18 protein-coding genes are annotated in these 22,978 nt (G+C 60.4%); 9 read left to right on the plus strand and 9 right to left on the minus strand.

Features of this window, described 5'->3' with window-relative positions:
• The first annotated feature begins 25 nt into the window (after positions 1 to 25).
• A complete protein-coding gene (locus PUT78_RS08640) occupies positions 26 to 481 on the plus strand; it encodes a YcgN family cysteine cluster protein (RefSeq protein ID WP_274351856.1) in 456 nt (151 codons plus the stop codon).
• Between the two features lie 259 nt (positions 482 to 740).
• Here PUT78_RS08640 and PUT78_RS08645 read toward each other — a convergent pair whose 3' ends face one another.
• Positions 741 to 1,475 (minus strand): hypothetical protein, encoded by a 735-nt coding sequence (locus PUT78_RS08645; RefSeq protein ID WP_274351857.1) that lies wholly within the window; start codon positions 1,473 to 1,475, stop codon positions 741 to 743.
• 150 nt (positions 1,476 to 1,625) lie between these two features.
• A complete protein-coding gene (locus PUT78_RS08650; RefSeq protein ID WP_274351858.1) occupies positions 1,626 to 2,591 on the minus strand; it encodes a helix-turn-helix transcriptional regulator in 966 nt (321 codons plus the stop codon).
• Between the two features lie 199 nt (positions 2,592 to 2,790).
• On the opposite strand from PUT78_RS08650, the gene PUT78_RS08655 reads away from it, so the two are divergent.
• On the plus strand, positions 2,791 to 5,442 hold the full coding sequence (locus PUT78_RS08655; RefSeq protein ID WP_274351859.1) for a cation-translocating P-type ATPase: 2,652 nt from the start codon (positions 2,791 to 2,793) through the stop codon (positions 5,440 to 5,442).
• A gap of 133 nt (positions 5,443 to 5,575) precedes the next feature.
• Positions 5,576 to 6,664: a hypothetical protein gene (locus tag PUT78_RS08660; RefSeq protein WP_274351860.1), complete on the plus strand. Its 1,089-nt coding sequence runs from the start codon at positions 5,576 to 5,578 to the stop codon at positions 6,662 to 6,664.
• 120 nt (positions 6,665 to 6,784) lie between these two features.
• Here PUT78_RS08660 and radC read toward each other — a convergent pair whose 3' ends face one another.
• The 3 genes from radC to dnaK form a co-directional block, all read right to left on the minus strand.
• Positions 6,785 to 7,561, minus strand: coding sequence for a RadC family protein (gene radC / locus PUT78_RS08665; protein ID WP_274351861.1), 777 nt, complete (start codon positions 7,559 to 7,561; stop codon positions 6,785 to 6,787).
• 56 nt (positions 7,562 to 7,617) lie between these two features.
• Positions 7,618 to 8,781, minus strand: coding sequence for a molecular chaperone DnaJ (gene dnaJ, locus PUT78_RS08670; RefSeq protein WP_274351862.1), 1,164 nt, complete (start codon positions 8,779 to 8,781; stop codon positions 7,618 to 7,620).
• 73 nt (positions 8,782 to 8,854) lie between these two features.
• On the minus strand, positions 8,855 to 10,768 hold the full coding sequence (dnaK, locus tag PUT78_RS08675) for a molecular chaperone DnaK (protein ID WP_274351863.1): 1,914 nt from the start codon (positions 10,766 to 10,768) through the stop codon (positions 8,855 to 8,857).
• Positions 10,769 to 11,045: 277 nt separating this feature from the next.
• Here dnaK and PUT78_RS08680 point away from each other — a divergent pair, with 277 nt between their 5' ends.
• A complete protein-coding gene (locus PUT78_RS08680; protein ID WP_274351864.1) occupies positions 11,046 to 12,167 on the plus strand; it encodes a baeRF11 domain-containing protein in 1,122 nt (373 codons plus the stop codon).
• Between the two features lie 58 nt (positions 12,168 to 12,225).
• On the opposite strand, the gene PUT78_RS08685 is transcribed toward PUT78_RS08680, so the two are convergent.
• Positions 12,226 to 14,232, minus strand: a complete 2,007-nt coding sequence (locus tag PUT78_RS08685) for a M3 family metallopeptidase (protein ID WP_274351865.1) — start codon at positions 14,230 to 14,232, stop codon at positions 12,226 to 12,228.
• A gap of 271 nt (positions 14,233 to 14,503) precedes the next feature.
• Positions 14,504 to 16,990, minus strand: coding sequence for a GcvT family protein (locus PUT78_RS08690; protein WP_274351866.1), 2,487 nt, complete (start codon positions 16,988 to 16,990; stop codon positions 14,504 to 14,506).
• Between the two features lie 174 nt (positions 16,991 to 17,164).
• Here PUT78_RS08690 and panC point away from each other — a divergent pair, with 174 nt between their 5' ends.
• The 5 genes from panC (at position 17,165) to PUT78_RS08715 (ending at position 21,438) form a co-directional block, all read left to right on the plus strand.
• Positions 17,165 to 18,034, plus strand: coding sequence for a pantoate--beta-alanine ligase (gene panC, locus PUT78_RS08695; protein WP_274351867.1), 870 nt, complete (start codon positions 17,165 to 17,167; stop codon positions 18,032 to 18,034).
• Positions 18,031 to 18,840 (plus strand): 3-methyl-2-oxobutanoate hydroxymethyltransferase, encoded by an 810-nt coding sequence (panB, locus tag PUT78_RS08700; RefSeq protein ID WP_274351868.1) that lies wholly within the window; start codon positions 18,031 to 18,033, stop codon positions 18,838 to 18,840. The genes panC and panB overlap by 4 nt, the downstream gene beginning before the upstream one ends.
• A gap of 72 nt (positions 18,841 to 18,912) precedes the next feature.
• Positions 18,913 to 19,830, plus strand: a complete 918-nt coding sequence (locus PUT78_RS08705) for a bifunctional helix-turn-helix domain-containing protein/methylated-DNA--[protein]-cysteine S-methyltransferase (RefSeq protein ID WP_274351869.1) — start codon at positions 18,913 to 18,915, stop codon at positions 19,828 to 19,830.
• Positions 19,831 to 19,876: 46 nt separating this feature from the next.
• Positions 19,877 to 20,524, plus strand: a complete 648-nt coding sequence (locus PUT78_RS08710; RefSeq protein WP_274351870.1) for a YiaD family glycine zipper/OmpA-like lipoprotein — start codon at positions 19,877 to 19,879, stop codon at positions 20,522 to 20,524.
• Between the two features lie 146 nt (positions 20,525 to 20,670).
• Positions 20,671 to 21,438, plus strand: a complete 768-nt coding sequence (locus tag PUT78_RS08715; protein ID WP_274351871.1) for an FCD domain-containing protein — start codon at positions 20,671 to 20,673, stop codon at positions 21,436 to 21,438.
• A gap of 422 nt (positions 21,439 to 21,860) precedes the next feature.
• Here the strand turns inward: PUT78_RS08715 and PUT78_RS08720 are convergent, their stop codons facing one another.
• Positions 21,861 to 22,424, minus strand: coding sequence for a F0F1 ATP synthase subunit B family protein (locus PUT78_RS08720; protein ID WP_337994666.1), 564 nt, complete (start codon positions 22,422 to 22,424; stop codon positions 21,861 to 21,863).
• Positions 22,421 to 22,939, minus strand: coding sequence for a F0F1 ATP synthase subunit B' (locus PUT78_RS08725; protein WP_274351872.1), 519 nt, complete (start codon positions 22,937 to 22,939; stop codon positions 22,421 to 22,423). The genes PUT78_RS08720 and PUT78_RS08725 overlap by 4 nt, the downstream gene beginning before the upstream one ends.
• Positions 22,940 to 22,978: the final 39 nt, after the last annotated feature.

Consider the following 22,978-nt stretch of genomic DNA (forward strand, 5'->3'; position numbering starts at 1 on the left):
GCCGCTGCCGTCTTACATGCCCCACATGAGTGAAAAACTACGCCATCGTTTCTGGGAAACCATTCCGCTGAACAGCATGACCCCGCAGGAATGGGAAGCGCTGTGCGATGGCTGTGGCAGGTGCTGCCTGAACAAGCTGGAAGATATCGACACGGGCGAACTGGTTTTCACCCGCGTGGCCTGTCGCCTGTTCGATGACAGCACATGTCGTTGCGGGAACTATGACATCCGCAAGCAGATCGTGCCGGAATGCGTTGTCCTGACGCCCGAAACCCTGGATGATATTGCTTATTGGATGCCCGCAACCTGTGCCTACAGGCGGCTGCACGAGGGCCGCACACTGCCGGAATGGCACCCGCTGATCACCGGTGACGCGAATTCCCCCCATAGCGCGGGCATGTCAATGTGCGGCCGTACTGTGCCCGAATTCGAAATCCCGGTGGAGGATTGGGAAGATCACCTGCTCGAAGACGAAACCTGACGCGACCGATCACACCGGAATGTGGCTTTGGGGGATTTCGGCGTGAAACCCCGGTTGATACTAACGCAAAGCACGCGCTATCGGCGAGTCAGGAACGGCAGCCCCACATTCAAGGCGTGTGGTGACGCTGGCCAAATCGGCAGGCGCAGGACAGCCAGACCTGTGGCGCGGCGGCCTTGCGGCCTTTGGGAATTACCAACACCCGGTTCACGCCAGTCCATCCGCAAACGGGGCGTTTCCCGCATTGCCGCACTCAGCGCTAGGGCTTGCGCAGTTGCAGTTCGCGCGCCACTTCAGCACGCACCAGTTTGCGGATATTGCGCGTGATCCGCTCACCCAACTCGCCCTGCAATTCCTGCCGCACAATGTCGGCAACGATCTGATACAGCATCGCTTCATCAATCACCGCTTCATCTGAAACCGCAGCGGTGTCATTTGCGGGCTGTCCGTCTTTTGTACCCTGCACCGCGCGCAACGGAACAGGTTCAGACCGGGAAAACCCCGCATCCTGTTGCGAAAGCGCGCGTTCCAGCCGCGCCAATGTGGCTTCCAGCGCCAGGTCCGGTTCCGCCCCTGCGGGGGTATCCGGGTTCGCATCGGCGATATCGGCAAGCGGCGCGGCGGCGGCGCGGTCCTCGGCGTCGCGCCGGTTCATCGCGCGCAGCATGTGAATAGCGGTTGGCGCTTCTGTGGGCACTTCCTGCTTTGGTTCCGCCGCCTGATCCGCCCCTTTCGCATCAGGCGCTGCCTGATCCGTGGCAAGCGCGTCATCCCCCGTATCATCCTGTGTAACGGGGGGCGCGGGTGTTTCAGCATCCGCTGCGGGCGCATCATCGGGCACGCGCAGCGCCGATGTAAGAATCAGCTTGCCCGGTGCCGCCTCCGCCGGTTGCTCAGGCGCCGACTGCCCTTGTCGGGTGGGATCCTGCGCAACCAATCTGCGGATGGATGACAAAACATCTTCGATTTCGCGCCGTGACATTGCCTCTGTCATTCTGGTCTGCCCTATACCTTACCCGCCCCAAAATCCTGAAGCTGCGCACCTTCTGCCCGGGTGCGTAGAGAATTCAGAAACAGCTTGTTGAACAATTCTTAACGCCTTGTGGCTGTTCACACAATCTTTTCTGTTGCGTGGCACCATTCGTTATCTGCCCAATGACAGCGTACTACACCACATATGGCGCACCAGCGCCGCTTGCCCCCTTAATCCAGTGCGGGCATAGATGCGTTTGGAATAGTTGCGCGCGGTTTCCACTGTCAGACCCAGTTGCGCAGCGGCGTCGATCAGCGACGCCCCTTCCCCCAGCGCACGCGCAAGGCGCGCTTCTGCGCGGGAAATGCCAAGCGCTGCAGCAATCAGCGCGGGGTCAGGCAGCGGCGCATTGATATGGCGCACATAGGCCGTGACGCAATGCGCCGCAGACCTGTCCGGCAGGATCAGCATGTCCAGCCCAGCCGGAAGGAGCACCACCGCAGGCGCTGTATATGCCTGTGCGGCACCAATCAGGCTGCTGGCATCGCGCCCGGATTCCGCCAGCAGATTGGCGGCCACCGCATCCATGTCCAGAATTTCCGCCTTGCGCATATCCAGCACCAGCCGCCCCACCCCGATACGCCGCGCCAGTTCTTCGGCCCGGTGCCGCTGTATTTCAGCGGCATGCATGCGGTGCCACAAATCCAAAGCCTGCGCCAGATGCGGCGCATAGGAGGCCAGCCGCGCCGTGTCAGCGGCCCGGAATACCCCGGAGTCGCGACGCAGCAACAGGCAGGCCGGGCCATTGTGGCATTTCAGCGCAAGCGCCCGGTTCTCTGCGCCCAGCCATACAGCTTCCTGGGCCAGCGCGCGGTCGTGCAGTTCTTCACCGGAATAAACCCGCGATGGTCGCAGCCCAGCGAATAACTGTGGGATCGGAACGTCATGCGCCGCATCCGGCGACGGTGGCGGGGCATGCCCATGGTCCCATGTCCAGTATGCGCGCGACAGAAACAGCGTGGCGGCATTGGTCTGAAACCGCGCGGCGACGGAACGCAGGAACCCTGTCCAGCCCGATACACCTGATGCGGTATCGCCCAGTTGCAGCAAAAGCGCGGAATCATCCGGTTCCAGCATGGTGACCCTTCGGCATCGCGATACAGGGTGGCAATACCCCCCTCCCAAATGGCAGGTAACATCAGGCTAAGGGTATTTCCCTCGCATGTCGATCCATATCGGGGCGGAATTTCCGGCACATGGGTTGCGCCGTGTCAAACCAGCCGTCACTTTTGTCGGGTAAGAACAAGCAACCACACCTGCATCTGAAAGGATACCCATGCGCGATTCTGCCCCCCCTTGGGCGACAAAGGCAGAAGATGTTCTGAACCAGCTTGACAGCGGGCCTGACGGGCTGGACGACACGGAATGTCGCCAAAGGATGGAACGCTATGGGCCAAACAGATTACCGGACGCCCCCCGCCCCGGCCGGTTAGTCCGGCTTGCGCGGCAGTTCAACAACCTGCTGATTCTTGTGCTGCTGGGTGCAGCGATTATCACCGCCTTGCTGGGTCACTGGATTGATACAGGCGTGATCATGGCTGTGGTCATCATTAACGCCGTCATCGGTTTCGTACAGGAAGGCCGGGCGGAAGCCGCGCTGGACGCGCTGCGCGACATGCTGGCCCCCAAGGCCAATGTCATCCGGGCGGGCAAACGGCAGGCCATTGCAGGTGCCGATCTGGTGCCAGGGGATATTGTCCTGCTGGAAGCGGGTGACAAGGTGCCCGCGGACTTGCGCCTGCTGGATGTGGCGGGTCTTTCGGTGGAAGAAGCCATTCTGACGGGTGAATCCGTGCCCGTGCGCAAATCCACCCCCCCTGTGGACGAAGCGTCCGCGCTGGGGGACCGCAAGCCAATGGCCTTCAGCGGGACAATGGTGGCCGAAGGCACGGGAACAGGGGTTGTCACCGCAACTGGCAAAGATACCGAAATTGGCCGCATCAGCACCATGATGGCGCAGGTTCAGACCCTGAAAACCCCGCTGATCCGCCAGATGGAAGTGTTTGCGAAATACCTGACCGGGTTCATTCTGGCCCTGTCGGCGGGGATATTGGGCTTCACGCTTGCCTTCCGCGACATGCCCTTTGCCGATGCCTTCATGATTGTCGTGGGCCTGTTCGTTGCTGCCATACCCGAAGGGCTGCCTGCGGTGCTGACAGTGACACTGGCCATCGGCGTGCAGACTATGGCGCGGCGCAACGCCATCATCCGCCGCCTGCCCATCATCGAAACACTCGGCGCGGTGTCCACCATCTGTTCGGACAAGACCGGCACATTGACGCGCAATGAAATGATGGTGGCGTCCGTTGTCACAGCGGGCGAAACGGCCACTGTCACCGGGCAGGGGTATTCCCCCGAAGGCCACATTCAGGGCGGCGACCACGCCATGCTGGACGCTATGGCAAGGGTCGCGGCACTGTGCAATACCGCAGCCCTGGTGCAGGGCGACAAGGGCTGGCACGTCGAAGGCGACCCGATGGAAGGCGCGCTGCTGGCATTCGCCGCCCGCGCAGGGCGCGACGACGACCCCGCGCTGCGCCCCAAACCCCGCGCCAGCATCCCGTTTGATGCGCGCTATCGCTACATGGCCGTGCTGCATGACGGGCAGATCCTGCTGAAAGGGGCCCCCGAACGGGTGATCGCGCATTGTGACCAGCAAATGGGGCCGGATGGCGCGCAAACGCTGGACCGCAACTATTGGAATGACGCAGCACAGACCATTGCCAATAACGGCCAGCGTGTGCTGGCACTGGCGCAGATGGCCCATGACGGGGATGACCTGACCCATGACACCGTGGCGAAGGGGTTGATACTGATCGGCCTTGTCGGGCTGATAGACCCGCCGCGTGAAGAAGCGATTGCCGCAGTCGCCGAATGCCACAGTGCCGGAATTTCGGTCAAGATGATCACGGGCGACCATGCGGGCACCGCCGCCGCGATTGGCCGGCAGATCGGGCTGAAACAGACTGATACCCCCCTGACCGGCGCCGAAATCGACCAGATGGATGACGCGACACTGGAAACGGCCATCCGTCGCACCGATATTTTCGCCCGCACCAGCCCCGAACACAAACTGCGGCTGGTACACGCCCTTCAGGCGCATGGCGCGGTTGTGGCCATGACCGGCGATGGCGTGAATGACGCGCCCGCCCTGAAACGCGCCGATGCGGGCATTGCCATGGGCAAAAAAGGGTCCGAAGCCGCGCGCGAAGCATCAGATTTCGTGTTGGCTGACGACAATTTCGCATCAATCGCCGAGGCGGTGAAACAGGGACGCACGGTTTATGCCAACCTGAAGAAGGTGATCACCTTCCTGCTGCCGGTGAACGGGGGTGAATCCATTTCGCTGATCATTGCGGTTCTGTTCGGCTTGATGCTGCCCATCACACCGCTGCAAATTCTGTGGGTCAATATGGTCAGTTCAGTTGCGCTGGCCATGTCGCTTGCCTTTGAACGCGCGGAAGCGGGAATCATGCGCCACCCGCCGCGCACGGCCAATGCCCCAATCCTGTCGCGCTTCATTTTGTGGCGGGTTTTTCTGGTGTCCATCCTGTTCGCTATGGGTATTTTCGGCCAGTTCGGTCTGGCACAGGCCCAGGGCGCGGGGCTTGATGAAGCGCGCACCATGGCGCTGAACACGCTTGTCGCCATGGAAGTGTTTTATCTGTTTTCCGTGCGCTACCGGCAAGGCTGGTCCATTTCATGGGAAGGGGTCAAGGGCACGCCCGCTGTGCTGGTTGCGGTGGCGCTGGTGGTCATTCTGCAAGCGGGTTTCACCTATCTTCCGGTCATGCAGGCACTGTTTGACACGGTCGCACTGACCCCATGGCAGCTAGTGCAATGTGCGCTGGCGGGTGTGGCTTTGCTGGTGGTTCTGGAACTGGACAAATACGCCGCCCAGACATGGAAAAAACTGGGCACGACATGAGGGGCCACAGCCATTGGCGGGCAGGCGCGCAGCGTATTTCCGTAAAACCCACCATAAACGACATGCTTTGGCCCAATTGCAGCCAGATTTACCCGCCATCCAACAAGCTGCGTACTTGTGTCCGGAGCATGTTATGAACAGTACAATCATTGTCCGCGGAACCGCGATTGCCATTGTCGGCATTGCAGCATCCATCTTCGCCGCGAAGGAATTCATTCGCGATACGCCCCAGCAACAGGCCGGAATGCAGCAGACCGTGCCGAAAAACACAAATGGCACCTTCGTCGGGGCCAGCCTGATCGGCGCGGGCGTCGGACAAAGCAACGAGGCCGCGCCCGACGCATCGCCGGAACTGCGCCTGAGCGCCGGAACACAGAATTCTGATACACCCGTCGTACCGGAACTGACCCTTGGCGCGCTTGACACCGGGCGTACGGGCGATACCGCGCCGCGCATTGACAGCGATTTCCGCCCCGACCTGGCATTGGCCGATGCAGAGTTGCATAACAGCGACACGCATTGCGCGCCCAGTATCGACGTGACCGCCAGTGTGGACGCGCTGCTTGATCTGCGTATTCTGGCGCCCTGCAACCCGTCAGAGCGTATTGTAATCAGCCATGGCGATCTGGCCTTCAGCGCCTATACATCCGGCGAGGGCGCATTCTCGGCCTATCTTCCCGCCCTGACAGCGACCGCAAGCGTTGATGCATATCTGGCTGATGGCACCTTGTTGCAAGCACAGGCAAACGTGCCGGATATCGCGCAGCATCATCGGGTTGTCGTGCAATGGACCGGTGATTTCGGGATCAGCCTGCATGCATTCCATCACGGCGCGGCATATGGGACCAGCGGGCATATCCATGCCGCCAACCCGTTTGACCCGAATATGGATGCGTCCTTCATCATCCGTCTGGGAGAGGCGCGCGGGCCGGAACCTATGCTGGCGCATGTCTATTCCATTCCCGCCGCTATGCTTGAACAGTCCCGCATGGAACTGGAAGCCCTGCACGACACCCGCAGTTGCGGGCTGGATCTGGCGGCCTATGTCCTGCAGATCAGTGGCGGGCAGCAGGCCGAACTCAAGGAAATGACGCTTGCAATGCCCGGCTGCGACCAGCCACAGGGGGTGGCGGTCATGCCACTGCCATTTGAACATGCGCGCCAGCCGGAACCGCAGGCCGCGGAATACAGCGCGCTGTCACTGGCCACCCGTCAGAAATAGCGCCGGGATTCGCTTTGCGCGATCCGGTGGGCTGCGCAATACAAGAAGACAGCGCCCTTCGCGTGAATGCAGGTGAACACGCCGGACCCCGTTGCCGGGGCCTTACAGACCGCCATCAGGTTACAACAGACCGGCACTGCGAAAGCTAAGCTCGCAGGATTGTCCGATGACGATATGGTCATGCAAGGTGATCGACAGGGCGTCGCACCCCGCCCGGATGGTTTCGGTCATGGAAATGTCAGCTTGTGATGGTGTCGGGTCACCCGACGGGTGATTGTGCACCAATATCAACGCCGATGCATTCAGCTCCAGCGCCCGCCGCAGGATTTCACGCGGATAGACCGGCACATGATCAACAGTGCCCTGCCCCTGCGCTTCGTCCGCGACAAGGACATTCTTCCGGTCCAGGAACAGCACGCGAAATTCTTCCGTTTCGCGGTGGGACATGGCAGTGTGGCAATAATCCAGAAGCGCGGCCCAGCTGGAAATCACGGGCCTGTGCATAACCTTCGCGCGGGCCATGCGCTGCGCGCAGGCTTCTGCCAGTTTCAGCTCGACAATAACCGCGTCCCCCACCCCATCCACAGTGCGCAACCGTGCGGCAGGGGCGGCGATAACGCGGTTCAGGTCGCCGAATGTATCAATCAGGCGGCGCGCAAGGGGTTTCACATCCTGCCGCGGGATGGCCCGAAACAACAGCAATTCCAGCAATTCGTAATCCGGCATCGCCCCTGCACCACCATCCAGAAACCGCGCACGCAGCCGTTTGCGATGGTCACGCAGATAGGATGGCGTGCGCGTGTGCAAGTTGGTGGGCGCAGCGGCGACAGCAATTGCGCCCCCTGCCCCGAAAAGGGGCAGTGCCGCATCTGAAAATCCTGAACTGTCCTGTTTCATGCCGGTTATTCTGCCCCGAAGGGACTAAAAAACCGTTAACCATGGCGGGAGCAAATTCAGTTTTTCATGCCATCCCAGAATCCTTTGACCTTGTCAAAGAAACCGCTGCTTTCGGGGTTGTTTTCCGCGCTCAGCTTTTCGAACTCTTCTAGCAGTTCCTTCTGGCGCGCAGTCAGATTGACCGGCGTTTCCACTGCCAGTTCGATCAGCATATCGCCATGCCCGCCGCCACGTAGCGCAGGCATGCCCTTGCCGCGCAGGCGCATCTGCCGCCCCGACTGGCTGCCTGCCGGAACCTTGACGCGCGAACGCCCGCCATCGATCGTGGGCACTTCGACTTCACCGCCAAGCGCGGCGCGGGCCATGCTGACAGGCACATGGCAATAAAGCGTCACGCCATCGCGCTTGAATATCTGATGCTCGGCGACATTGACGAAGATATACAGATCCCCCGCAGGGCCGCCGCGCAGGCCCGCTTCGCCTTCGCCCGACAGGCGGATGCGTGTGCCGGTTTCCACGCCTGCGGGAATATTAACCGACAGGGTGGATTCCTTCTCGACTCGCCCGGCCCCACCGCAGGCGGCACAGGGGTTCTTGACGATCTGGCCATTCCCGCCACAGGTCGGACAGGTGCGTTCAACTGTGAAAAAGCCCTGCTGCGCACGGACCTTGCCCATACCCGAACAGGTCGGACAGGTGACAGGTTCCGCGCCCCCTTCGGCACCGGTGCCATTACAGGCGTCGCATTGCGACAGGCGCGGCACGCGAATGGTCTTGCGCGTCCCGCTGAAGGCTTCTTCAAGGGTGATGCGCAGATTGTAGCGCAGGTCCGACCCGCGACTTGCCCGCGAACGCGCGCCGCCACGCCCGCCGCCGACAAAATCGCCGAACAGGTCTTCGAACACATCGGAAAACGCGCTGGCAAAATCGCCATTGCCCCCGAAACCCCGCGCGCCGGCAGCACCCGGATGGCCGCCACCGCCACCCATGCTGCCATCAAATGCCGCATGGCCAAAGCGGTCATATGCGGCCTTGCGGTCCGGGTCTTTCAGCGCGTCATAGGCCTCATTGGCTTCCTTGAACTGCGCTTCGGCATTGGGGTTGTCGGAATTGCGGTCAGGGTGCAATTCCTTGGCCTTTTTGCGATAGGCTTTCTTGATTTCCTCGGCAGAGGCGGAACGGTTGACACCCAGAACTTCATAGAAATCGCGTTTGGCCATGTGGGATCACTTTCCAATAATGCAACCGGCCTGAACAGGGCTCAGACCGGCTGCGGGTTACCTGCCAGAGGAGTTACTTGCGCTTGTCGTCGTCAAGATCTTCGAAATCGGCGTCAACAATGTCGTCATCCACACTGCGCGGTTCATCTGCATCGGTATCACCGCCTTCGGCGGCTTCGGCCTGTGCCTTGTAGATGGCTTCACCCAGTTTCATGGAGGCCTCGGTAACGTTCTGGATGCCAGACTTGATCTTGCCCGCATCTTCGGTTTCGACCGTTTCCTTCAGCGCGGCGATTGCCAGTTCAATCGCTTCAACTGTGGTCGGGTCCACCTTGTCCTTATGCTCTTCCACGGCTTTTTCGGTCGAATGGATCAGGCTTTCAGCCTGGTTCTTCGCCTCTACCAGTTCGCGGCGTTTCTTGTCGGCTTCGGCATTTGCTTCGGCGTCCTTGACCATCTTCTCGATATCGTCATCGGACAGACCACCGGATGCCTGAATGGTGATCTTCTGTTCCTTGCCGGTGCCCTTGTCCTTGGCCGACACGTTGACAATGCCGTTGGCGTCGATATCGAAGGTCACCTCGATCTGGGGCATGCCGCGCGGTGCTGGCGGGATATCTTCCAGATTGAACTGGCCCAGCATCTTGTTATCGGCCGCCATTTCCCGCTCGCCCTGGAATACACGGATCGTCACCGCGCTCTGGTGGTCCTCGGCGGTGCTGAACACCTGGCTTTTCTTGGTCGGGATGGTGGTGTTGCGGTCGATCAGGCGGGTAAATACCCCGCCCAGCGTTTCAATACCAAGTGACAGCGGCGTGACGTCCAGCAGCACGACATCCTTGACGTCGCCTTGCAGAACACCGGCCTGAATGGCCGCGCCCATGGCCACAACTTCGTCAGGGTTCACGCCTTTATGCGGTTCCTTGCCGAAGAAATTGGTCACTTCTTCCATCACCTTGGGCATGCGGGTCATACCGCCGACCAGAATCACCTCATCAATGTCGCCCTTGGACAGGCCCGCATCCTTCAGCGCCGCGGCGCAGGGTTTCAGCGAGTTCCTGATCAGGTCACCCACCAACGATTCCAGCTTGGCGCGTGTCAGTTTCATGACAAGGTGCAGCGGCTGGCCGGTGTTCTTGTCCATGCTGATGAAGGGTTGGTTGATTTCTGTCTGGCTGGAACTGGACAGTTCGATCTTGGCCTTCTCGGCGGCTTCTTTCAGGCGCTGCAGGGCCATCTTGTCCAGCGTCAGGTCAACGCCATTCTCTTTCTTGAATTCATCGGCCAGGTAATTGACGATGCGCATGTCGAAATCTTCACCACCCAGGAACGTGTCCCCGTTGGTTGATTTCACCTCAAACAACCCGTCATCGATTTCCAGAATGGTAATGTCGAACGTACCGCCACCAAGGTCATAAACCGCGATGGTACGGGTTTCTTTTTTGTCCAGACCATAGGCCAGCGCGGCAGCGGTGGGTTCGTTGATGATGCGCAGCACTTCAAGGCCCGCAATCTTGCCCGCATCCTTAGTGGCCTGACGCTGAGCGTCGTTGAAATAGGCCGGAACCGTGATGACAGCCTGCGTGACCTTTTCACCCAGATAGCTTTCGGCGGTTTCCTTCATCTTTTGCAGGATGAAGGCGGAAATCTGGCTGGGGCTATATTTTTCACCGCGCGATTCAACCCATGCATCGCCATTGCCGCCGTCGATGATGTTATAGGGGACAAGTTTCTTGTCCTTCTCGACCTCGGCATCGGTCAGGCGGCGACCGATCAGGCGCTTGACAGCAAAAACAGTGTTGGTCGGGTTTGTCACGGCCTGACGCTTGGCGGGCTGGCCGACAAGGCGTTCATTTTCCGTGAAGGCCACGATAGACGGCGTGGTACGCGCGCCTTCGGCGTTTTCGATAACCCGTGCGCTCGCCCCGTCCATGATGGCAACGCAGGAGTTGGTGGTCCCAAGGTCGATCCCGATGACTTTAGCCATGATGTGCATCCTCTTCTTCAAGCGATGTGGCAGCGGGCTGGTCCCGTCAGGCCCCGGCCCATCTGTTCTGTTGAATCCCCCCCGTGGGGGCGTCTTGTGCGCTATATAGGAAAGGGGTTTGAGGGCTGCAACCGTAACAGACATGTGAATTTCACAACTTGTGCGAATTTCTTGGTCACAAGGTGTTTTAAGAGCGTCGGCTTACCGTGATGCAGGAACCATGTTATGTGACGACAGGTTCCCATATTACAAATTCCCATATTGGAGTAGCGTGACCATGCTATATGTCGACATTCCCACACCATCCGAAATCAGCCAGCTTGTCGCCCGTCGCGGCGAGGCCATGATCAGCATCTATCTGCAGACCACGCCCGAAACCCAGCATATCGACGCGGCACGCACCCGCCTGAAACAACTGACAAATGACGCCGTGGCCCAACTGGAAGAAGTGGGTGTGGCCAAGCGCACTATCTGGCCCATCGAAGAACTTCTGCATGACCTTGTGGATGACGATGATTTCTGGCGTGTGCAGGCCAACAGTCTGGCAATTTTCGTCACGCCCGACAGCCTGCGCAGCTACCGCCTGCCCAATCACCTGAGCGAAACTGCGCAGGTTTCCGACCGTTTTCACATAAAACCGCTGCTGCGCGCAGTATCCATGCCGCAGCATGCGTTCGTGCTGGCACTGGCCGAAAACGAATTGCGCGTGGTCGAGTTGCTGGGTGATCAGCCCGCGCAGGAAATCCGCGTGCCAGACCTGCCCAAAGATGCAGCTTCGGTCGCGGGTACGGCGAACGTGAATTCACGCAGCTATTCGGGCCGCCAAGGCGGGGGCGAGGGCCAGAAACACCATTTGCGCCAGTATTGCCGCGCCATCGATGCCGCCATGCGCCCCCTGCTTGCAGGCCGCCATGAGCCGCTGATCCTTGCGGCCACCGAACCGCTTCTGTCAATGTACCGGTCCATCAACAGCTATCCCCATCTGGCAGATGCGGCCATCACCACCAGCCCGGTGCGCGTGCCCGCCCATGACCTTGGCGCAGAAGCGCGCGGGATCGTCGATGGCATCAACGCCGCATCTGTCGCGGAGTTCGGCGCGCTTTATTCCGCACGCGAAAACGATGGCCGCGCGACGACGCAGGTTGCCCGCGCCGCGCGCGCAGCCACTTTCGGGGCGGTTGAAACACTGCTGGTCGACATCGACACGGTGCTGCCCGGCGTGGTCGATGAAACCACCGGCGAGATCAGCTTTGACGACACGCAAAGCGCCGTCAGCTATGGCGTGATCGATGAGATTGCAGGCCGTGTCATCGCCAATGGTGGCAAGGTCATCGCCGTGCGCCGCGCCGACATTCCGCAGGAAGCGGAACTGGCGGCGGTACTGCGCTACGCCATCTGACCCCGTTACAAACATTGTAAGATACCGGGCCGGGGTTTCCCCGGCCCTTTTTTTCATGTCACACCGCCAGACCACGCCCTTTCAGCAGCGCGCCCACCCCCGGCATGCGCCCGCGAAAGGCCGTATACAGCGCCTCCGCCTCGTCGCGCCCCCCTGCGGACAGGATGAATTCCTCCAGCCGTGCGGCCGTATCCGGGTCGAACGGGTCACCGGCCTCGCGGAAGGCGTCGAACGCATCCGCATCCATGACTTCAGACCACATATAACTGTAATACCCGCTGGAATAGCCATCACCGGAAAACACATGCGCAAAATGCGGCGTTGCATGGCGCATCCGGATTGCGCGCGGCATGCCGAGGGCATCCAGCACCTGCGCTTGTTTCTGCATCGGGTCGCCGGGCGCAGGGCCGTCATGGAATTCCAGATCCACCAGTGCAGATGCCACATATTCCACGGTGGCAAAGCCCTGATCGAAATTCTGCGCGGCCAGAAGGCGGTCCAGCATGGCTTGCGGCATCGCCTCGCCCGTGTCCACATGGCGGGCATGCAGGGCCAGAACTTCGGGCACTTCCAGCCAGTGTTCATAAAGCTGGCTGGGCAGTTCCACGAAATCGCGCGCGACCGACGTGCCGGAAATCAGTCCGTAAGTCACATCTGACAGCATCTGATGCAGGGCATGGCCGAATTCGTGAAACAGCGTGCGTGCATCATCATAGGACAGCAGCGCCGGATCGCCCTTGGCAAAGTTGCAAATATTCACCACGATGGGCCGCACCTCGCCCCCCAGCTTGCGCTGGCTGCGCATGGTCGAACACCACGCCCCCGACCGCTTGGACGCACGCGCGAAATAATCGCCGATGAACACGGCCATATGTCGGCCATTGCGCGTAACCTCCCATGCGCGGGCATCGGCGTGATAAAGGGCCACATCCAGCGCACGGAATTCCAGCCCGAACAGGCGGTTTGCGCAATCAAACGCCGCGTTGACCATCGCGTCCAGCGACAGGTAGGGTTTCAGCGCAGCCTCATCCAGATCATGTTCCGCGCGGCGCAATTTTTCTGCATAGAAGCGCCAGTCCCACGGTTCCAGCGGTCCTTGATACCCGTCTTCATGCAGCATCACTTCCAGCCGGGCCGCATCCGCCATGGCCTTCGCGCGGGCGGGTTTCCAGACCTGCATCAGCAAATCGCGCACGGCGTCAGGTGTCCGCGCCATTTCTGTTTCCAGCTTGTAGCGGGCAAAATTTTCATAGCCCAGAAGCAGCGCGCGCTCGGACCGCAGCGCCAATATTTCGGCGGCAATCGCGCGATTATCGGTTTCGCCGCCATTCGCCCCACGCGCGCCCCACGCAGTATAGGCCCGTTCACGCAAGTCACGCCGGGTAGAGAATTGCAGAAACGGCACAATCAGGGACCGGTTCAGCGTGACAACATGCCCGTCGCGCCCACGTTCCTGCGCAGCGGCGCGGGCATTGGCCACCACGAAATCCGGCAGGCCCGCCAGATCATCCAGCGGCATCATCCAGTCGCGTTCATCCGCCAGCAGGTTCTGGGTGAATTGCGTGCCCAGACTGGCAAGCCGCGATTTCACATCGGTCAGGCGCGCGGCGTCCTTGCCCTGCAGTGCGGCCCCGGCACGGACAAACATGCGCTGATAGAGCATCAGAACGCGCATCTGTTCATCATTCAGATCCAGCGTGTCGCGCTGGTCCCAGATTGCCGAAATCCGGTCGAATAGCGCGCGGTTATTGATGATTTCTGACGAATAGGCCGACAGTTTTGACGAAAGCGCACGTTGCAATTCTTCGCGCGCCGGGTTTGAATCGCTGCCTGCCAGGTTGAAGAATACGCCCGCCACACGGTCCAGCAGGTCATCCGCGCATTCCATCGCCGCAATCGTGTTGGCGAAGGTGGGCGCATCGGGGTTTGCGGCAATCGCGGCATAGGCGGCGCGGCCCCGCTCCATGGCCATATCAAAAGCCGGTGCGAAATCCGCATCACGGATATCCGCGAAAGGTGGAAGCTGAAATTCGGTCTGCCACTCGGCAAGAAGCGGGTTTGTCATTGATGGCCCTTTGCGGCTGCTGTCAGCCGCAAGCTAGGCCCGATCCGCGACAGGTTCAATGCGGGATGCAGTGGGGGACGCACAAGGGCCGCGGCAGTCTGCGGCCTTTGCCCCGCGCCTTTGGGCGATTTCAAGCACCCGCAGCGCCCCCCCCCCGCAAATAACCTGCGTCAATATGATCGTGCCGTCGTCACAGGGCCACTGTCAGGATGACACCCTGCCAATAACGAAAACGCCGGTCTGGGACCGGCGTTTTCGCATTCATCACCCCTTACCCATCCTTGCGGATGGTCGCGTTGCTGGGGTCATAAGGGCTGTCGCAGGTGACTGTCGCATCCCATAGCTGGTTCAGCATCCGGACCTTCAGCCGTGTCCCCTCGACCGCCAGATCGGGGCGGACATAGCCCATGCCGATGGATTTGCCGAACGCCACCGAATAGCCCCCGGATGTCAGGCGTCCGATCTTGGTGTCGCCCTCATACAGCGCCTCGCGGCCCCAGGGATCGGTATCTTCCGGCCCGTCAATCAACAAGGTGCAGCATTTGGCGCGGACGCCCGTTTCCGTCATCGCATCCTTGCCGTGGAAATCCTTGGCCATATCGATAAAGCGCGGCAGATCGGCTTCCAGCGGCGTTGCGTCACGCCCCAACTCGTTCCCGAAGGCGCGGTAGCTTTTTTCCTGCCGCAGCCAGTTTTGCGCCCGCGCACCGACCAGTTTCAGACCCACATCCTCGCCCGCCGCCATTAGCTGGTCGAACAGGTAGTTCTGCATTTCGATGGGGTGATGCAATTCCCAGCCCAACTCCCCGGTATAGGCCACACGCACCGCACGCACCGGGCACATACCCAGTTCGATATCGCGCATCGACAGCCATGGGAAACGCTTGTTCGACAATGCGGTGGCGGGGTCGGCATCCTTGACAAGCTTGCCCAGCAACTCGCGCGATTTCGGACCGGCCACGGCGAAAACACCCCATTGGGTTGTCACATCATGAATGTCGATCCAGCCAAAATCGGACATTTTGTCCTCAGCCGCCTTGCGCAGGTAGTCCCCGTCATAGGCCGTCCATGCACCCGCCGAAATCAGGTAATATTCATTCTCTGCCAGCCGGATGATGGTATATTCAGTGCGCACTGTCCCATGATCTGTCAGCGCATAGGTCAGGTTGATGCGGCCGGTTTTCGGCAGTTTGTTGCAGGTGAACCAATCCAGAAACGCAGTCGCACCGGGGCCGCGCACCAGATGTTTGGTGAATGCGGTGGCGTCAATCAGGCCAACGTCTTCGCGGATGGCGCGCGCTTCTTCAACCGCATATTCCCACCAGCCGCCGCGGCGGAAACTGCGCGCGGCGTGGTCGTCAAACCCCTGCGGCGCATAGTAGTTGGGGCGTTCCCACCCGTTCACGCAGCCAAATTGCGCGCCCTGTGCCTTCACGCGGTCATAGCAGGGTGCGGTCCGCAAGGGCCGACAGGCTTCGCGTTCTTCATCAGGGTGGTGCAGGACATAGACATGCTCATAGCATTCTTCATTCTTGCGCGCGGCATATTCGGTGGTCATCCATGACCCGTAGCGCTTGGGGTCAAGGCTGGCCATGTCGATCTCGGCCTCGCCTGTGGTCATCATCTGCGCAAGGTAATGGCCGGTGCCACCTGCTGCGGTAATGCCGAAGCTGAACCCTTCCGCCAGCCACATATTCCGCAGCCCCGGTGCGGGGCCGACCAGCGGGTTACCGTCCGGCGTGTAGCAGATGGGGCCGTTATAGTCGTCTTTCAGACCCACGGTTTCCGAACTGGGAATCCGGTGGATCATGGACATGTATTCTTCTTCGATCCGGTCCAGATCCAGCGGGAACAGGTCAGCGCGGAAGGATTGCGGCACGTCATATTCGAAACACGCCGGGGCGTTGCGTTCATATGGTCCCAGAATCCAGCCGCCGCGTTCTTCGCGGACATACCATTTCGCATCAGCATCGCGCAGAACCGGGTGTTCGGGGTGGTTCTTGCGGTATTCCAGCAGCATCGGGTCGGGTTCGGTAACGATATACTGGTGTTCCACCGGAATTGCCGGAATCTTGATACCCAGCAGCCGCGCAGTGCGCTGCGCATGGTTCCCGGTAGCGGTGACAACATGTTCGGCCGTAATCTCGAAAGACTCATCCGACGGAACCAGATTGCCGCCCTTTTCCACCATGCGCGTGCACGACACCACCCATTCGCTGCCCGTCCAGCGATAGCCATCCACCTGCACCCGACGGATAATTTCCGCGCCATGCTGGCGCGCGCCCTTGGCCATGGCCTGGGTCACATCTGCGGGGTTGATGTAACCGTCGGTCGGGTGAAACAGCGCGCCTTGCAGGTCTTCGGTGCGCACCAGCGGCCAGCGGTCCTTAATCTGCGCGGGCGTCATCCATTCATAGGGAATGCCCACTGATTCCGCCGTGGACGCGTAGAGCATGTATTCATCCATGCGCGCCTGTGTCTGCGCCATGCGCAGATTGCCGACAACATAGAACCCCGCATTCAGGCCGGTTTCCGCTTCCAGCGTCTTGTAAAACTTCACGCTGTAGTCGTGAATATGGCTGGTTGCATAGCCCATGTTGAACAAGGGCAGCAGCCCCGCTGCGTGCCATGTTGACCCTGACGTCAACTCATCGCGTTCCAGCAACACCGTATCCCAGCCCGCCTTGGCCAGGTGATACGCGATAGAGGCGCCCACGGCACCGCCGCCCACAACAAGCGATTTGACATGCGTTTTCATTGGCGCTCTCCGGCTAGGGTGATTTGGGCTTAGATTGCAAATCCTGCGCAGCTCTGTGCAAGCCCTGCCGACATGCGAGAGCAGAAAAACGACGCCTTGCACAAAAGCTGCGGCACCTTGCGTGCCTGGCCGCAACCGCCTAAGAAATTGGCACCATTCTGCGAAAGGCCCCGCATGCATATCTGCCGCACCAAAGCTGCAATCCGCACCACGATCAGCGACTGGCGCGCAACCGGCGCACCGGTCGTTCTGGTGCCCACAATGGGTTTTTTGCATGACGGGCACCTGTCGCTGATGCACCGCGCACGCGAAAGGGCGGGCAAGGACGGGCGGGTTGTCGCCACGATTTTCGTCAACCCCACGCAGTTCGGCCCGGGCGAGGATCTGGACAGCTACCCCCGTGACGAAGCGCGCGATTTCGACCTGCTGCGCGGTGTTGGTGTGGATGCGGTTTTCGCACCGGATGCCCGCGAAATCTATGACCCGCAGGCGCAGACCATCGTCGAAACCACCGAACTGGCGCGTGTGCTGATTGGCCGGCTGCGGCCCGGCCATTTCCGCGGCGTGGCCACGATTGTCACCAAACTGTTCAACATCATCCGCCCTGATGCGGCCGTGTTCGGCGAAAAGGATTTCCAGCAACTGGCCGTTATCCGCACCATGGTGCGCGATCTGGATATGGATATCGACATCATCGGCGCGCCTATCATGCGCGAAGCCGACGGGCTGGCCATGTCATCGCGCAACGTCCGGCTGACACCCGCCGACCGCGCCGCCGCCAGCGTTCTGGCCCGCGCGCTGGACGAAGCGCAATCCATGGCCCCCACCGGCATCACCGCGTCGCGCCTGCGCTCGCATGTGCGCGCAAGGCTGGAGGGCGAGCCGCGCGCGCAGGTCCAGTCGGTCGATATACGTGACGCAGCGTCGCTGGACAGCGTTTCCGGCCCTCTGACACGGCCCGCCGTGATATTACTGGCTGTGAAATTCGGTACGGTTTTCCTGATCGACAACCGTGTCGTCCACCCCACGAAGGAGACATCATGAGCATGACCGCACCGATCCGCCGTATGACCGTCCCGCAAATCCGCGCGAAAAAAGGCGGCGATCCGATTGTATCGCTGACATCCTATCACGCACATACTGCGGCGATCGTTGATAAATACGCCGATTTCATTCTGGTGGGCGATAGCCTTGGCATGGTGATGCACGGCATGGAATCGACCATTGGCGTGCCGCTGGACCTGATGATCATGCATGGCCGCGCCGTGGTGCGTGGCACAAAACGCGCGCTGATTGTGGTGGACATGCCATTCGGAACCTATGAAGAAAGCCCCAACATGGCCTTTCGCAACGCTGCGAAAATCATGAAGGAAACCGCCTGCGGCGCGGTCAAACTGGAAGGTGGCGCGCGTATGGCGGAAACCATCCGTTTCCTGACCGAACGCGGTATCCCGGTGATGGCGCATATCGGCCTGACCCCGCAATCCAGCCATGTCATGGGCGGGTTCAAGACCCAGGGCCGGGATGAAGACACATGGGCAGCCCATATCGATGATGCCGTTGCCGTGGCAAATGCAGGGGCCTTCGCGCTGGTGGTGGAAGGGGTGGTTGAACCGCTGGCGGACAAGATCACCGCCGCAGTGGACATTCCCACCATCGGGATCGGCGCATCGGCACAATGCGACGGGCAGATTCTGGTTCTGGAAGACATGCTTGGCCTGAACCCATGGGTGCCCAAATTCGTCAAGAAATATGGCGATCTTGGCCCCGCTATCGAACAGGCCGTGTCCGATTACGCAAGCGAGGTGAAATCGCGCGCCTTCCCCGGCGAAGATCACGTCTATCGCTGAATGCGCAGCTTTCGGGTCGCGCGGGTCCGGTGTGACAGCTAGCATCTGCCCGACACGCAGAAAGGGCGCAGGATGGATGATCACGACGAACAGGCACATAGCAGCTATCATTACCGCGTCATCGAACGCGCCATTGCGCTGATTGATGCGCCGGGTGGGCGCAACCGCCCGCTGGAGGAACTGGCCAGCGACATGGGCATGAGTGCGGCGCATTTCCAGCGGCTCTTCAGCCAATGGGTCGGTGTGTCGCCCAAACGCTACCAGCAATACCTGCTGCTGGGCCACGCCCGCACCCTGATGGCCGAACACTTCACCACACTGGATGCGGCGCAGGAACTGGGTCTGTCGGGTTCCGCGCGGCTGCATGATTTGTTTCTGCGCTGGGAAGCCATGTCACCGGGCGAATATGCCCGCAAGGGTATGGGGCTGGTCATACGTTATGGCTGGTTCGATACCCCCTTCGGGCAAGCGTTGGCCATGGCCACGCCAAAGGGGCTTTGCGGGCTGGCCTTTGCTGGCCCTGCGGAACAGGATCAGACATTTGCCGATATGGCGCGGCGCTGGCCAAGGGCGGATTATATCCATGACCCCGCCGCCCCTGCCCCGCATGTCACAGCGGCCTTTGCCCGGCAAGGCGAAGGGCGGCTGCACCTGATGGGCACGCCGTTCCAGATCAAGGTCTGGGAAGCGCTGCTGCATATCCCGCCCGGCCATGTCAGTACCTATGGCGAGATTGCGCGCCGTGTCTGTTCACACAAGGCCGCGCGTGCAGTCGGCAGTGCCGTGGGCCGCAACCCCATTGGCTTTGTCATTCCCTGCCACCGCTGCCTGCAAGGAAACGGGACATTGGGCGGCTATCACTGGGGGCTTTCACGCAAGCGCGCAATGCTGGGCCACGAAGCCGCCAGACGGGATGCATGCACCCGCCCGACAACTGCCGCGGAACACATTTTCGTGGCCGACGGAACTATTTCTGACGCACTGCGTTAAGCGAATGTATAAGGCAAAATATCATCTGCTGTCTGAAAGGTATATCATGAAACTCTCTGTCGCCGCATTGCCCCTGGCCGCTGCCGCGCTGGCGCTTGCAGCTTGCGCGCCCGATCCCAACAATCCGCAAAACCGCACAATGACCGGCGCGCTGACTGGCGCTGCTGTCGGCGGTGTCATCGGTGCCGCAACCGGCGACGGAAGTGCGCGCCGCGCGGTCGCAGGTGCCGTAATCGGCGGGACCGCCGGTGCCGTCGTTGGCCAACAGCTTGACCGGCAGGCGGCTGAACTGCGCCGCCAGCTTGGCAACGATGTCAGCATCCGCAATACCGGACAGGAATTGATCCTGACTCTGCCGCAGGACGTGTTGTTCGCGACCGACAGCGCAACCCTGCGCCCTGACCTGCAACAGGATCTGCGCATCATTGCCCAGAACCTTGTGAACTATCCGCGCAGTGATGTGATCGTCGTCGGGCATACCGACAATGTCGGCACTGCCGCATATAACCAGGGCCTGTCCGAACGCCGCGCAGCGTCCGTGGCCCAGGTACTGCGGAATGCGGGGGTTGCATCGACCCGTATCCAGGCCATCGGGCGTGGTCTGACGCAGCCCGTGGCCAACAATTCCTCCGCCGCTGGTCGCCAGCAGAACCGCCGCGTGGAAATCTTTATCCGGCCGCACCAACCGGCCTGATCCCCCCACCTTCCGGCAAGAAGGGCCAGCTTGTCTGGCCCTTTTTTATTGCGCTAACAACAAAGTGGTCATATCTGTTTACCAGAGAGCCGCCCATTTTTTGCGCAGCCCACACGGGGCACCCACGCATATCAGGAGGAGGAGCGATGCCTTTTCAGCGAATTCAGCCCGAGAAGCTGTCGAAAAGCGTGGAGCGTCAGATCGAACTGCTGCTATTGCGCGGCATATTACGCCCGGGCGAGCGGCTGCCGTCTGAGCGTGAACTGGCCGAGAAGCTGGGGGTTTCCCGGCCGTCCCTGCGCGATGCACTGGGCGAATTGCAGCAACGCGGCCTTCTGACCACCCGCGCCGGTGCCGGGGTCTATGTCGAGGAATTGCTGGACTCGGCCTTTTCTGACACGCTGGTTCAGTTATTTGCGACCCATGACGAAGCCTTGTTCGACTACATCAGCTTCCGCCGTGATCTGGAAGGGATGTCCGCCGAACGCGCCGCGCGCTACGGGTCAGACACCGACTTGCAGGTCATCGATACGGTTTTCAAAAAGATGGAGGCCGCGCATCAGAAACGGAACCCCGCTGAAGAAGCCCATCTGGACGCTGAATTCCACCTGTCCATTGTCGAGGCGTCGCACAACATCATCATGCTGCATATGATGCGGGCCATGTTCAACCTGCTGCATGAAGGGGTATTCTATAACCGTCAGGTTATTTTCCGCCAGCGAGCGACCCGCGATGATCTGCTGAACCAGCACAAGGCGATCAATGACGCACTTCAGGCGCGGGACCCGGCCGGCGCGAAGAAAGCCGCAGAGGACCATCTGAATTTCGTTGAACAGATCATGAGCGACATGAAACGCAGCCAGAAAAACGAAGAAATCGCCAGGTTAAGGTTTGAACACGCGCAGGCAAAATAACGTGTGTTCGGTTCGGGTTGACATATTCTGTTTGTGGGTGGCGGCCTGTTTGCGGCTGGCGTCTGACCGGAAACAAGCGTTGAATTTCCCAAGGCGCGCGGAATTAAGGCCGCAGGCCACCGCGCTATCGGTGGGCCGTCCCGCGGCCTGCCGATTTCGCTGGTGTCAGTTCCATCCTTGAATGCCGGAGTGATGCCGCCTGCATAAAATGAATCCCTATAACGTCGGACCGGCAGTCCCCGGCCCACCGCTGGCGCGGGCTTGGTGCATATGCCCCATGTCTACATCTGACCCAGTATTCAACCAGTCCACAGATTCCCCCCGACGACATCACGCACGCCCTGACAAGATACGGCCAACCGATACCCACTACAAAAAAACCCGGCACAATGGCCGGGTTTTTTGTTGCTATGATGGCAGGTTCAGTGCAGCCGGTCATTCGCTGCCTGAATGGCATTCTGGATCAATGCATCGCTGCGCGCTGCATCCATCTTCTTGGCAATCAGGTCACCTGCGGCGGCAATCGAAATTGCTGTTGCCTGATCACGCACGTCGCGGATGGCAGCAGCTTCAGCCGATGCGATCTGATCTTCCGCAGCTTTCAGGCGGCGCGTGATGGACGATGCAATCTCAGCCTTGGCATTATCTGCCGCGATCTGTGCATCCGCCTTTGCCTTCTCGACGATGCGCGCGGCCTGTTCCTTGACCTCTGTGCGCTTCTTCTCGAATGACGCATGCAGATCCAGCGCTTCTTCACGCAGGCGGCGCGCATCTTCCAGTTCGGCCCGGATGGTGGCCGAACGCTGGTCCAGCAGATCCGCCAGTTTGGCGGGAACCTTGAAATAGACCAGAATGCCAACGAAGATGATGAAGGCCATCAGCACAATCAGATCGGTGTTATACAACGAAAAGAAAGGCTTTCCTTCCACCGCAGCCAGCGCAGGGCTGGCCATAACCATGCAGGCCAATACAAGACGCATCATCATGCACCCCCTTTCAGCCGCGCGGAAACCGCCGCAGTTACACTGCGCGCGTCTGCTTTCACATCGAAAGCCGACAGGATTTCCTTGGTCACATCGTTTGACACATCCGACACCATGGCCATCGCATTGTCACGGATTTCCGTGATGCGCCGCTCTGACTCCGCAGACCGCGCTGCGATTTCTGCGTCAGCCTTGGCAAGTTGCACATCGAGTTCAGCCTGCATTTCTGCTTTCGCAGCATCGACAATGCGGTTTGCTTCCGTGCGGGCATCCGCGAGCGCCTGATTATAGGCGACCTCGGCTTCCTGGGCCTTCAGCTTAAAATCCTCGGCGGCGGCAATGTCACTGGTAATCGTGCCGCGACGATCCGCCAGAACGGCGGCGATACGCGGCAGGGCCACGCGCGACATGATGAAATAGAGCACCACCATAGTCACCACGAGCCAGAAAATCTGGTTCGAGAAGGTGGTTAGGTCCAGTTGGGGCATTCCCGGCCCCGAAGTGGCAGCATCTGCCATGTCGTCCCCCTAAGCCCTGAATTGACCGAAGGGGCCGCA

It is taken from the genome of Roseinatronobacter alkalisoli (assembly GCF_028745735.1).
Lineage (GTDB): Bacteria > Pseudomonadota > Alphaproteobacteria > Rhodobacterales > Rhodobacteraceae > Roseinatronobacter > Roseinatronobacter alkalisoli.